Raw genomic sequence first — 13067 nt, 5'->3', positions numbered from 1 at the left:
CATGACCCCGATCGACGTCCTCGTCGCCGACGACGAGCGTCCTGCGCTCGACGAGCTGGTGCACCTCCTCCGCGCCGACGACCGCATCGGCGAGATCCTCACGGCATCGTCCGGGGCCGACGCGCTGCGACTGCTGTCCGTGCGCGCCGTGGCCGTCGCGTTCCTCGACATCCACATGCCCGGGCTCACCGGACTCGAGCTGGCGCGTTCGCTCGGCGCGCTCGCCGAGCCGCCGGCGGTCGTGTTCGTCACGGCGGACGACGCGCGCGCGGTCGATGCGTTCGACCTGCGCGCAGCGGATTACCTCCTCAAGCCGGTGCGCGTCGAACGGCTGCGCCGGGCGGTGGACCGGGTGATCGAGCTCGGGGCGGAGGGCGCCGTCGAGGGCGACGAGGTGCTGCCCGTCACGGTCGGCGCCACCGTGCGGTTCGTCCGGCGCAGCGACGTGCGCTGGGTGCAGGCGCAGGGCGACTATTCGCGCCTGCACGGCGACGACGGCCCCGGGCACCTCGTCCGCATCCCGATCTCGGAGCTGGAGCAGCGCTGGGCCGACGCGGGCTTCGTGCGGGTCCACCGCTCCTACCTGGTCAGCACGGCCGCGGTCGGGGAGGCGCGCCTGGGCGGCGCCGAGCCGACCGTGTCGGTCGGCGACGTCGAGCTGCCGGTGAGCCGGCGCCTGCTGCCGGTCGTGCGCGACGCGCTGGTGCGCGGCGGAGGAGGCCGGTGACCGAGCCGCGCCGGGTACGGGTGACGGCCGATCCCGGACCTCGCCGCCCCGTCGCCGCGACCCGCGGCATCGCCCTGCCGGACGCGCCCGTCGACGAAGCGGATGCCGTGTTCGCCCGCGCCCTGCGCCGCACGCAGCTCCGGCTCGCGCTCGGCACCGTGAGCGGATTCGTCATCGTGACGGTGGCCCTCTCGCTCGCGATCGTCGCGATCCCGGGACTCGACGGCATCGTGCTGCTCGGGGTGCCGCTGCCGTGGCTGCTGCACGCGTTCGCGTACTACCCCGTCGTCCTCGTGTTCGCGCTCCGCTACGCCCGCGGCGCCGACCGCAACGAACGCCGGTACCGGGCGCTGCGGGAGCGCGAATGAACCCCGCGCTCGACCTCGCCGCCGTGGCGCTCGTCGTCGTGGTCACCGCCCTCGTCGGCGGCTACGGCCTGCGCGTCTCGCGGACGACGAGCGACTTCTTCGTGGCCTCCCGGACGGTGCGGCCGGTCTGGAACGCCTCCGCGATCAGCGGCGAGTACCTGTCGGCGGGCACGTTCCTCGGGCTGTCCGGTCTCGTGCTCCTCGGCGGCGCGCGCGGCTTCTGGTTCCCGATCGGCTACGCCGCGGGGTACCTGCTCGTCCTCATGTTCATCGCCGCGCCGCTGCGCCGCAGCGGCGCGTACACGATCCCGGACTTCGTCGAGGCGCGGCTGGAGTCTCCGGCCGCCCGCCGCGTCACGAGCGTCGCGGTGCTCGTGATCGGCTGGCTGTACATCGTGCCGCAGCTGCACGGCGCGGGGATCACCCTCGGTGTCGTGGCGGGCCTGCCGCCGTGGGTCGGCGCCGTCACGGTCGCGGTGCTCGTCGCGGCGGCGGTCGCCGCGGGCGGCATGCGCGCGATCACCTACGTGCAGGCGTTCCAGTACTGGCTGAAGCTCGCCGCACTGCTCGTTCCCGTCATCCTCATCGCCTTCGCGGTCGGCGGCGGGCCGTACGACGTCCCCGCCTCCGTCGTGTTCCCGCCCGCGGCCGGTCCGGCCGAGATCGACGCCTACGAGTCGGCATCCCTCCTGCTGGCGCTGCTGCTCGGAACCATGGGCCTGCCGCACGTGCTCGTCCGGTTCTACACGAGCCCCACGGGCGTGTCCGCGCGGCGCACGACCGTGCTCGTCATCGGACTGGTGAGCGCGTTCTACGCCGTCTCCAGCGCCATGGGTCTGCTGGCGCGCCGCGTTGCACCCGACCTCGCCGAGCCGGGCCTCGCCGACACCGTCGTCCTCGTGCTCCCCTCGCGCGTCTTTCCGGGACTCCTCGGCGAGCTGCTCACGGCGCTCCTGGTCGCCGGCGCGTTCGCCGCCTTCCTCGCGACCTCCGCGGGACTCGTGGTCTCGCTCGCGGGTGTCGTGAGCCAGGACGTCTTCGGCGGGTCGGTGCGCTCCTTCCGGCTGTCGGCGCTGCTCTGCACGGCCGTGCCGCTCGGCGTCGCGCTCCTGACGGTGCCGGCCGGTCTCGGCGCGAGCGTCGGGATCGTGTTCGTCGTGGCCGCGTCGAGCCTGTCGCCCGTGCTGCTGCTCGGCGTCTGGTGGCGCGGGCTCACCGCGCGCGGGGCGATCGCCGGGATGACGGTGGGCGCCCTCTCGTGCGGTGTCGCGCTGCTCGTGCACGGCGCCGTCGGCGGCGTCGGCGCCGCCGCGCCGTTCCTCGCGCAGCCCGCCGCCTGGACCATCCCGCTCGCGACCGCCGTCATGGTGGCCGTCTCGGTCTCCGATCCGCGGGGCGCGCCGCTGCGCACCGACCGGACCCTGGCGCGGCTGCACACGCCCGAACGAGCCTGAACCGCGCGCCCGACCCGCCGCCGGGGCTGGTGCGGCCCGTCCGCGGCGGGGAGGATGAGACGATGCGCCGCGCCGGAGTGTCCCTCGCGCTGGCGATCCTGCTCCTAATGGCCGGATGCGTCGCCGGCCCGCAGGGCGCGAGCCCCCCGGCAGCGCCGTCGTCGGCCGGGCCGTCCGAGACCCCGCCGCCGACACCGCCGCGCACCCCGACACCGACGCCGACGCCGACACCCGACCCGATCGCGGGACTCCCGCTGGAACAGCGCGTCGGCCAGCTCTTCGTCGTGGGCACCCCGGCCGGCAGCGTCGACCCGCAGACCCTCGCCGCCGTCGCGGAGCGGCACATCGGCGGGGTGTTCCTGCACGGGCGCTCGAACGGCGGCGTCGCGGCGACGGCGGCGGTCGTCGCGCCCTTCACCGGTCCGGAGGCCGGCGCGCAGAGCGGCATCCCGCTGTGGGTGGTCACCGATCAGGAGGGCGGCGAGGTGCAGGTCCTCCGCGGGCCGGGCTTCGACGACATCCCCTACGCGATCCGCCAGGCCGACCTCCCGCCCCCGCAGCTCCGCGACGCGGCGCGCCGCTGGGGGCAGCAGCTGCGCGAGGCGGGGGTGACGCTCAACCTCGCCCCGGTCGCCGACATCGTCACGAGCCATGACGCCCGCTTCGCCAACCCGCCGATCGGCGGGCTCGGCCGGCAGTACGGGTACGACGAGGCGACCGTCGCCGCGTACGCCGGTGCGTTCGCCGACGGGATGCGGGATGCCGGCGTCACGCCCACGTTCAAGCACTTCCCGGGACTCGGACACGTGACGGCGAACACCGACCACGCCGGCGACGTCGCCGACACGACCGTGACGGCGGACGGGCCCGACGTCGGGGTCTACCGTGCGCTGCTGTCGGAGGAGCCCGCGCTCGTCATGGTCGGCTTCGCGGTCTACCAGAACATCGACGGGTCCGCGCCGGCGGTCTTCTCCGCGCCGATCGTCACCGGCATCCTGCGGGGCGATCTCGGCTACGACGGCGTCGTCATCACGGACGACCTCTCCGCCGCGACCGCCGTCGCGGGCGTCGCTCCCGCCGATCGGGCGATCCGCGCCCTCACGGCGGGGGTCGATGTCCTGCTGCTGTCCTCCGGCCCCGCGACGCTGCCGGCCATGTACGACGCGGTCCTCGAGCGGGCGCGCAGCGACCCCGCGTTCGCGGAGCGCGTCGACGAGTCGGCCCGTCGCGTCGCCCTGGCCAAGCTGTCCGGTCCGTGATCGGGCAGACTCAGGTGGTGACCTCCCCCACGGCGCTGATGGCCGGCATCCCGACCGACGCGTCGGCGGATGCCGTCTACGACGCGTTCGCATCGTGGGCAGAGGGGCGCGGCTTCACGCTCTACCCGGCGCAGGACGAGGCCGTCATGGAGCTCGTCTCCGGCGCGAACGTCGTGCTGTCCACCCCGACGGGCACCGGCAAGTCGCTCGTCGCCGTCGCCGCGCACGCCGCGTGCCTGGCCGCCGGCGGCCGCTCCTATTACACGGCACCGATCAAGGCGCTCGTGAGCGAGAAGTTCTTCGCGCTCGTGGACATCTTCGGCGCGGAGAACGTCGGGATGGTCACGGGTGACTCGTCGGTGAACCCCGACGCCCCGATCGTGTGCTGCACGGCCGAGATCCTCGCGAACCTGGCGCTGCGGCTCGGTCCGGACGCGCCCGTCGACCAGGTCGTGATGGATGAGTTCCACTACTACGGCGACCCGGATCGCGGCGGGGCGTGGCAGGTGCCGCTCCTCACGCTGCCGCGGGCGCAGTTCCTGCTCATGTCGGCGACGCTCGGTGACGTCACGGCGATCGCCGACGATCTGTCGCGGCGCACCGGCCGGCCGACGGCGCTCGTCACGGGCGTCGAGCGACCCGTGCCGCTGCACTTCTCCTATGAGCGGCGCCCCGTGCACGAGGTGCTCGCCGCGCTGCTGGAGAACCGCGAGTCGCCGGTGTACATCGTCCACTTCTCGCAGGCCGCGGCCCTCGAGCGCGCGCAGGCGCTGTCGAGCGTCAAGATCGCCACGCGCGAGCAGCGCGACGCCATCGCGGAGGCGATCGGCGGCTTCCGGTTCACCACCGGGTTCGGCAAGACGCTGTCCCGGCTCGTCCGGTCGGGCATCGGGGTGCACCACGCCGGGATGCTGCCCCGCTACCGCCGGCTCGTGGAGACCCTCGCCCAGCGCGGGCTGCTGCGCGTGATCTGCGGCACCGACACCCTCGGCGTCGGCATCAACGTGCCCATCCGCACCGTGCTGCTCACGGCGCTGTCGAAGTTCGACGGCACGAAGATGCGGCAGCTCACGGCGCGCGAGTTCCACCAGGTCGCCGGGCGCGCCGGGCGCGCGGGGTACGACCCGTACGGCAACGTCGTCGTGATGGCGCCGGAGTGGGAGATCGAGAACGCCGTCGCCCTCGCCAAGGCAGGCGACGACCCCGCGAAGCGCAAGAAGATCGTGCGCAAGAAGGCGCCGACGGGCGTCGTCAACTGGGGCGAGGGCTCGTTCGAGCGCCTCATCACCGCCGTGCCGGAGCCGCTCGAGCCGCGGCTGCAGCTCACCGCCGCGATGCTTATCAACGTGATCGGCCGCGGCGGCGACGTGTTCGGCAACGTCCGGTCGCTCGTCTTCGACAACCACGAGTCGCGCCCCCGCCGGTATGAGCTCGCCCGGCGGGCGATCGCGATCTTCCGCACGCTGGTCACCGCCGGGATCGTCGTCTCCGATGCCGACGGTATCCGTCTGACCGTCGACCTGCAGCCGAACTTCGCACTCAACCAGCCGCTGTCGCCGTTCGCGCTCGCCGCGATCGGGCTGCTCTCGCCCGACGACGCCGAAACCGGCACGGGGCACTACGCGCTCGACGTCGTCAGCGTCATCGAGGCCACCCTCGACGACCCGCGTGCCATCCTCAACCAGCAGGAGTACCTCGCGCGCGGGGAAGCCGTCGGGGCGATGAAGCGGGAGGGCATCGAATACGACGAGCGGATGGCGCTGCTCGAGGACATCACGTACCCGAAGCCGCTCGCCGACCTCCTGGCGCAGGCGTTCGAGGTGTTCGCGTCGGGTCAGCCGTGGGTGCGCGACTTCGAGCTGTCGCCGAAGTCGGTCGTCCGCGACATGTTCGAGCGGGCCATGACCTTCGGCGAGTACGTATCGCAGTACCAGCTGGGCCGCAGCGAGGGTCTCGTGCTGCGGTACCTCAGCGACGCGTACCGCGCGATCCGCCAGACCGTGCCGGCCGAGGCCCGGACGGACGAGCTCATGGACGTCATCGAGTGGCTCGGGGAGCTCGTCCGACAGGTCGACTCGAGCCTCGTGGACGAATGGGAGGCGCTCGTGCACCCCGCCGACGACCCGACGGCGCCCGTCGTGCCGCCGGCTCCGCCGTCGGTGCTCACCAACCGCCGGGCGTTCACGGTGCTCGTCCGCAACGAGCTGTTCCGCCGCGTGCAGCTCGCGGCGCGGCAGGACGACGATGCTCTCGTCGCGCTGGACCCGGATGCCGATTGGCCGGCCGCCCTGGACGCGTACTTCGAGGAGCACGACGAGATCCTCACCGGCGGCCCGGCGCGCTCGCCGCGCCTGGTCGAGATCGACGAGTCCGACGCGGCCTCGGCCGGGGTCTGGCGCGTCGAGCAGGTCATCGACGACCCGGCCGGCGACCACGACTGGCGCATCCGCGCCGAGGTCGACCTCGACGCCTCGGTGGAGTCCGGGACCGCCGTGACCCGCGTGATCGAGGTACTGCGCCTCTAATCGCGCCGGTCAGGCCGTGAGTCGGTCCGGCGCGGGTCAGGAGGTCGGGGGTGGGAGTCAGAATGGGGCGGTGACCACATACGTCGCGTTCCTCCGCGCCATCAACCTCGGCGCGAAGCGGGTGTTCCCCAAGGGCGACATCCGGCGCGTCGTGGAGAGCGCCGGCTTCGACGACGTCGACACGCACATCAACACCGGCAACGTGCGGTTGACCAGCTCGATGCGCTCGCGCGAGCGCATCGAGGAGAAGCTCGAGGCCGCGTTCGCCGCCGACCGGGGCTTCGAGGTCCCGACGATCGTGTACACCGCCGCCGAGGTCGCGGAGATCGCCGCGACCGTGCAGGAGCTCGACGACGAGCATCCGGGACTCGCCCGGCACTACGTGTACCTCCTGAAGGAGCAGCCGAGCCTCGATGCCCGCGCGCGCGTCGAGGCCGCGGCGAGCGGCGCCGGCGAGATGATCGTCCGCGGCCGCGCCGCGCACGCCCTGCTCCTCCCGGGCTACCAGGACGGCCGCGTCGATCCGCTCGGCGCCGTGAAGCACCTCGGCGTCGCGACGAACCGCAACGCGACGGTCATCACGGCGATCGCCGCCAAGTGGTGCTGACCCGCCGGACGCCGCCGGTCGGACGCCGCTGTCGGACGCCGCGACTATCGTTGTCCGGGTGACTGACGGCGGCTGGAGCGACGACCCATACGCCGACGTGCCCTGGGACCCGGACGAGTTCGGACCCCCGGAGGACTTCGACGCCCCGCCCCCGCCGGATCCCGCATTCGACGGCTATGCGGCATCCGTCGCCCGCGCCACCCGCGACCAGCCCGCCGGCGCCCCGCCGGCCGGCAACCGCGCCGCACCGAACGCCTTCCCCGCGGTCGCGGCGACGGCACCATCCGTCCTGACGCTCGAACGGCGCGACCACCTCGGCGCCGACCCGGTCGCGGTGCTCAAGGAGGTCTTCGGCTACGACGCCTTCCGCGAGGGCCAGGGTGACATCGTCTCGCACGTCGTGGCCGGCGGTGACGCGGTCGTGCTCATGCCGACGGGCGGCGGCAAGTCGATCACCTACCAGGTGCCCGCGCTCGTCCGCCCCGGCACCGGCCTCGTCATCTCGCCGCTCATCGCCCTCATGCACGACCAGGTCGACGCGCTCGTCGCCAACGGCGTCCGTGCCGCCTACCTGAACTCGACGCAGTCGCCGGGCGAGCGCGCCGGCGTCGAACGCGCGTTCCTGGACGGCGAACTCGACCTCCTCTACGTCGCCCCCGAGCGCCTGTCCGGCGCCGCGACGACGAACCTCCTGCAGCGCGGCACCCTCAGCGTCATCGCGATCGACGAGGCGCACTGCGTGTCGCAGTGGGGTCACGACTTCCGCCCCGACTACCTCATGCTCGGCGACCTCGCCGAGCGCTTCCCCGGCGTCCCGCGCATGGCCCTCACCGCCACCGCGACGCGTGCGACGCACCGCGAGCTCACCGAGCGGCTGTCGCTGCCCGACGCGAAGCATTTCGTCGCGAGCTTCGACCGTCCCAACATCCAGTACCGCATCGAGCCGAAGGTCGACCCGCGCAAGCAACTCGTCCAGTTCATCCGCGCGCAGCCCGAGGGCTCCGCCGGCATCGTCTACGCGCTGAGCCGCAAGTCCGTCGAGCAGACGGCCGACTACCTGCAGAAACAGGGCCTCGACGCGCTGCCGTACCACGCGGGTCTGGATGCCGGCATCCGCGCCCGCAACCAGTCGCGGTTCCTGCGCGACGACGGTGTCGTCATGGTCGCCACGATCGCGTTCGGCATGGGCATCGACAAGCCGGATGTCCGCTTCGTCGCGCACATCGACCTACCGAAGTCCGTCGAGGGCTACTACCAGGAGACCGGCCGTGCCGGTCGCGACGGCGAACCGGCCGTGGCGTGGATGGCGTACGGCCTCGGGGACGTCGTGCAGCAACGGCGCCTCATCGACCAGTCGCCGGGCGACCGCGCGTACAAGATGCGGATGGGACAGCACCTCGACGCGATGCTCGCCCTGTGCGAGACGGTGGGATGCCGTCGGCAGAACCTGCTCGGCTACTTCGGGCAGTCCTCCGACGCGTGCGGCAACTGCGACACGTGCCTCGAGGCGCCGGAGACCTGGGACGGCCTCGTCGCGGCGCAGAAGCTCCTCTCCACGATCGTCCGGCTGCAGCGCGAGCGCGGCCAGTCCTTCGGTGCAGGGCACCTGATCGACATCCTGCGCGGCGCGTCGACGGAGCGCATCCGCCAGCAGGGGCACGACAAGCTCTCCACCTACGGGCTCGGCGCCGACCTCACCGACCAGGACTGGCGCAGCGTCATCCGGCAGCTGCTCGCCGGCGGCGTGCTCGCCGCGCAGGGGGAGTACGGCACGCTCGGCGTGGGCGAGGCGGGCGCCGCCGTGCTGCGCGGGGAGAGCCCCGTGCCGCTGCGCCGTGACGTCCTCGGCCGCACCGGCAGCACGCCCCGCACCCGCAAGGCGCCCGCGTCGGATGCCGTCGCCGCCGGCGACCGCGACCTGTTCGAGGCGCTCCGCGCATGGCGCGCGTCGGCGGCGAAGGAGCAGGGCGTCCCGGCGTACATCGTCTTCGGCGATGCGACGCTGCGGGCGCTCGCCGAGAGGCGTCCCGCGTCGCTGGCCGACCTCGACGGCGTCTCCGGCATCGGCGCGAAGAAGCGCGAGGCGTACGGCGAGGCCGTCCTCGCCGTCGTCGCCGCGCACTGACCCCTGTCGTCAGCGCGTCCACACCGGCACGTGCTCGAGACGGACGCCCGTCGTCAGCGCGTCCACACCCGCACGTGCTCGAGAGGGACGCCCGTCGTCAGCGCGTCCACACCCGCACGTGCTCGACGCGGAAGCCCCTCGTCAGCGCGTCCACACCCGCACGTGCTCGACGCGGAAGCGGTGCGGCAGCGCCGCCGTATCGCGTGCACCGCCGGCGGCCGGGAGCTCGAAGACGTCCAGCATGAGCTGCACCGGGTAGTCGATGCGCTGCGCGACGGTCTTCACCCACCGGCCGTCGATGAAGAACCGCAGGTGCTCCGGGGTCCACTCCACGGCGTAGTCGTGCGGCTGCGTCAGGTCGCCCGTGACGCGGATCCGCTCGACCTCGTCGCGCAGGCGCGGATCCTGGTGCGCCTTGACTCCCACCGTGACCCAGCCGCCCTCGTCGTCGAGGTCGCGGCCGAAGACCTCGGCGATGCAGATCTCCCCGCTGTCCTCGGGTCGGTCCTCGAACCCGATGGGCCAGAACGCGACCATGGCATCCGGGTGCCGGATCGCCGACATCCGCGTCTCGATGATGCCGTAGTGGGGCAGCCACAGCCGGTGCTCCGGCTGCTGCTCGCGGACGACGAGCCCGTCCCGGAAGCGGTGCTGGCCTGTGCCACTGCCCACCGGGCCGGAGAACTGGCCGGTCTGCAGGTGCGAGACGCGGACGTCGCCGTCCCACTCCGGCGCCCAGCGCGCTGTGTCGGGGTCGATCCGCAGTTCGAGGCCGCCCCCGGTCTTCCACCGCGCCACGGTTGCCTCCCGGCTCGACCAGTGCGGGAGGTAGTGCGGCCACCAGCGCGCCGGGTCGAGGTTTTCACCGCCGAACCGCTCCTCCTCGAGATCGCCGCCGGGCTGCAGCGGCGTCATGTCGAGCGCCCAGATGCGGAAGGTGAGCTCGCCCCCGCGCCACGGCTCGGTGCCCTCGCCCTGGGCCACGAAGCCGGCTCGCGCGCACAGCGCGTTGGACGCCCGGTTGTCGATACCCGGGTAGGCGACGAGCAGGTCGCGCCGCCCGTCCGCGCGGATCTCGGCCAGGAGTGCGCGCAGCGCCGCCCCGGCCACGCCCCTCCCCTGATGCTCCGGGAGCACCGACCATCCCGTCTCCCACGCCGGCCGCGCGTCGTGCTCGACGGCCCAGTAGCCGATGCCGCCCGCCGGTTCGCCGTCGACGTCGATCCGGTACGTGCGGGCCTCGTCGCTCTCCCACAGCCGCAGGTACCGGGCGTGGCGGTCGCGCACCTCGTCCGCCGTCTCGGGGCCGCCGAGGTGCACCGTCATCTCCGGAGCGTTCATCCGCTCGAGCAGGCCGAGGTCGCCGTCGCTCCAGCGCGTCAGAGTCACCGTCATCCGCCCATGGTGCCCCGGGCCGCCGACACGGCCGCCCGCGGCGCTCACCCGACAGCCCGGGTAGTCCGGCGCCATGCAGCAAACTGCAGGACCGGGCGTGACGGGTGAGGCGCATGGGGCTCACTGGCCACGCCAGTCACGCCCCATCCTGCAGTTCGCACCGCTCGGCATGCCGAGCCCTCGACCACGCGCCGCCACCCGGCCCACCCCGACGCGACCGCACGCCGCCATCCGACCGCCCGCGCAGCGAACTGCAGGACCGGGCGTGACGGGTGGGGCGCATGGGGCTCACTGGCCACGCCAGTCACGCCTCATCCTGCAGTTCGCACCGCTCGGCATCTGCGGTCGCCCGCGGATGTCGGGACCGAACAACGCCGCGCGACCGCGCGACCCCGCGGCCTTGTCGAACCCATCCAAGCGACTTGGGGAGGCGTTGTGGAAGTTCTACCGTCAGGGCAGTCCACTTCTGTCAACGCCGAAAGGTTCGCGATGACCGACGCCGCCGTCCGCCCCAAGAAGCCCGCCACCGACAAGCGCACGCCCGCCGGGGGTGCGCCGACCGCTGCGCACAGCGCGGAGGAGGCCCACGAGGCCCGCATCCGCATCCCCGCCGTCACCGACCTGCTGCTCGGCACGTGGGCCGACACACGCCGCGAGGCGCGGCAGCTGATCAAGGACCCCGCGTTCTGGCGCATCGAGGGCCAGCCGATGGCCGAGCACCGCGAGCGCGTCCTCGGGCAGCTGCGCCTGCTCGCGGAGAACGGCGGCTCCCGCCGCGCCTTCCCGAAGGAGTACGGCGGCCTGGGCGACAACGGCGCCAACCTCGCCGGCTTCATGGACCTCGTGCTGGCCGACCCGAGCCTGCAGATCAAGTCCGGCGTGCAGTGGGGCCTGTTCGGCTCGGCCATCCACCAGCTCGGCACGCAGAAGCACCACGACATGTGGCTCCGGGACGTCATCAGCCTCGACCTGCCCGGCGCCTTCGCGATGACCGAGACCGGGCACGGCTCCGACGTCGCCGCCATCGGCACCACCGCGACCTACGACCCCGATGCGGAGGAGTTCGTGATCCACACCCCGTTCCGCGGGGCGTGGAAGGACTACCTCGGCAACGCGGCGCTGCACGGACGCGCGGCGACGGTGTTCGCCCAGCTCATCACCGGCGGCGCCAACTACGGGGTGCACTGCTTCTTCGTGCCCCTGCGCGACGAGAACGGCGCGTTCCTCCCCGGTGTCGGCGGCGAGGACGACGGCGCCAAAGGCGGCCTCAACGGCATCGACAACGGCCGCCTGCACTTCGACCACGTCCGCATCCCGCGCGAGAACCTCCTCAACCGCTACGGCGACGTCGCGGCCGACGGCAGCTACTCGAGCGAGATCCCGAGTCCGGGTCGCCGCTTCTTCACGATGCTCGGCGCGCTCGTCCAGGGCCGGGTCTGCCTCGACGGCGCCTCCACGACGGCGACGGCGCTCGCGCTGCACATCGCCGTCACGTACGCCAACCAGCGCCGCCAGTTCGACTCGGGTTCGGGGACAGATGAGGTCGTGCTGCTGGACTATGGCAAGCACCAGCGGCGCCTGCTGCCCCGCGTCGCGCAGGTGTACGCGCAGTTCTTCGCCAACGACGAGCTGGTCCGCAAGTTCGACGGCATCTTCGGCGGCTCGAACGACACGTCGGAGGAGCGCGAAGACCTCGAGACCCTCGCCGCCGCGCTGAAGCCACTGTCGACGTGGAACGCCCTGGACACGATCCAGGAGTGCCGCGAAGCGTGCGGCGGCTCCGGCTACCTCGCCGAGAACCGTCTCGTCGGGCTGCACCAGGATCTCGACGTCTACGCGACGTTCGAGGGCGACAACAACGTGCTGCTGCAGCTCGTCGGCAAGCGCCTGCTGAGCGACTACGCGAAGCAGTTCCGCGGGGCGGATGCCGCGAAGCTGGCCAAGTACGCCGTCGGGCAGACCGCCGGCAAGGTCTTCCACGGTGCCGGCCTGCGTCAGCTGGGCCAGGCGGTCGCCGACTTCGGGTCGCCGGCGCGCTCGGTCGAGCTGGGCCTGCGCGCCGAGCAGCAGCACGAGCTGCTCGCCGGCCGTGTCGAGCAGATGATCTCCGACATCGCGGGGCGCATGCGGCCCGCGGCCAAGGCGAGCCCCGTCGAGGCAGCGGCCATCTTCAACGCCAACCAGAGCGAGCTCATCGAGGCGGCGCGCGCCCACGGCGAGCTGTTGCAGTGGGAGGCGTTCTCGGATGCTGTGAACACGGTCGACGACGAGGGCACGAAGCAGGTGCTCACGTGGCTGCGGGACCTCTTCGGGCTGACGCTCATCGAGAAGCACCTGGCCTGGCACCTCATCAACGGCCGCCTGTCCACGCAGCGTGCGGCGACGGTCACGCGGTACATCGACCGGCTGTGCCTGCGGTTGCGTCCGCACGCACAGGACCTCGTGGATGCCTTCGGCTTCGAGCCCGAGCATGTCCGCGCGCCGATCGCCTCCGGCGCGGAGCGCGCCCGGCAGGACGAGGCGCGCGAGTACTACGCCGCGCTCGCCGCCTCCGGCAAGGCCCCGGTCTCCGAGAAGAAGCTCCGCAAGAAGTAGGCGGCCCGGCCG

The 13067-nt window shown here is 72.9% G+C and carries 9 protein-coding genes; 8 read left to right on the top strand and 1 reads right to left on the bottom strand.

Features of this window, described 5'->3' with window-relative positions:
• The first annotated feature begins 1 nt into the window (after position 1).
• The 7 genes from BR85_RS11635 to recQ all read left to right on the top strand — a co-directional run bounded on the left by BR85_RS11635 (position 2) and on the right by recQ (position 9065).
• Positions 2 to 727 carry a LytR/AlgR family response regulator transcription factor gene (locus tag BR85_RS11635; RefSeq protein ID WP_028496693.1) on the top strand — a complete coding sequence of 242 codons (726 nt, stop codon included), beginning with the start codon at positions 2 to 4 and terminating at the stop codon, positions 725 to 727.
• Positions 724 to 1095, top strand: coding sequence for a hypothetical protein (locus BR85_RS11630; protein ID WP_028496692.1), 372 nt, complete (start codon positions 724 to 726; stop codon positions 1093 to 1095). Before BR85_RS11635 ends, BR85_RS11630 begins: the two co-directional genes overlap by 4 nt.
• Positions 1092 to 2549, top strand: a complete 1458-nt coding sequence (locus BR85_RS11625; RefSeq protein ID WP_028496691.1) for a sodium/solute symporter — start codon at positions 1092 to 1094, stop codon at positions 2547 to 2549. The genes BR85_RS11630 and BR85_RS11625 overlap by 4 nt, the downstream gene beginning before the upstream one ends.
• Positions 2550 to 2611: 62 nt before the next feature.
• Positions 2612 to 3808, top strand: coding sequence for a glycoside hydrolase family 3 N-terminal domain-containing protein (locus BR85_RS11620; RefSeq protein ID WP_028496690.1), 1197 nt, complete (start codon positions 2612 to 2614; stop codon positions 3806 to 3808).
• Between the two features lie 38 nt (positions 3809 to 3846).
• Positions 3847 to 6333 (top strand): DEAD/DEAH box helicase, encoded by a 2487-nt coding sequence (locus BR85_RS11615; protein ID WP_051526345.1) that lies wholly within the window; start codon positions 3847 to 3849, stop codon positions 6331 to 6333.
• Positions 6334 to 6403: 70 nt separating this feature from the next.
• Positions 6404 to 6940, top strand: a complete 537-nt coding sequence (locus BR85_RS11610) for a DUF1697 domain-containing protein (RefSeq protein ID WP_028496688.1) — start codon at positions 6404 to 6406, stop codon at positions 6938 to 6940.
• 58 nt (positions 6941 to 6998) lie between these two features.
• Positions 6999 to 9065: a DNA helicase RecQ gene (gene recQ / locus BR85_RS11605; protein WP_028496687.1), complete on the top strand. Its 2067-nt coding sequence runs from the start codon at positions 6999 to 7001 to the stop codon at positions 9063 to 9065.
• A 141-nt stretch (positions 9066 to 9206) separates the two neighbouring features.
• Here the strand turns inward: recQ and BR85_RS14960 are convergent, their stop codons facing one another.
• Positions 9207 to 10460 carry a GNAT family N-acetyltransferase gene (locus BR85_RS14960; RefSeq protein WP_051526322.1) on the bottom strand — a complete coding sequence of 418 codons (1254 nt, stop codon included), beginning with the start codon at positions 10458 to 10460 and terminating at the stop codon, positions 9207 to 9209.
• 489 nt (positions 10461 to 10949) lie between these two features.
• Here BR85_RS14960 and BR85_RS11595 point away from each other — a divergent pair, with 489 nt between their 5' ends.
• Positions 10950 to 13055 carry an acyl-CoA dehydrogenase family protein gene (locus BR85_RS11595; protein ID WP_028496686.1) on the top strand — a complete coding sequence of 702 codons (2106 nt, stop codon included), beginning with the start codon at positions 10950 to 10952 and terminating at the stop codon, positions 13053 to 13055.
• The last annotated feature ends 12 nt before the right edge of the window (positions 13056 to 13067 follow it).

Origin of the sequence: Microbacterium sp. UNCCL10 (assembly GCF_000746195.1) — a bacterium.
Lineage (GTDB): Bacteria > Actinomycetota > Actinomycetes > Actinomycetales > Microbacteriaceae > Microbacterium > Microbacterium saccharophilum.
Note: the sequence above shows the minus strand (reverse complement) of the source record. Positions and strands in the feature narration are given on the sequence as shown.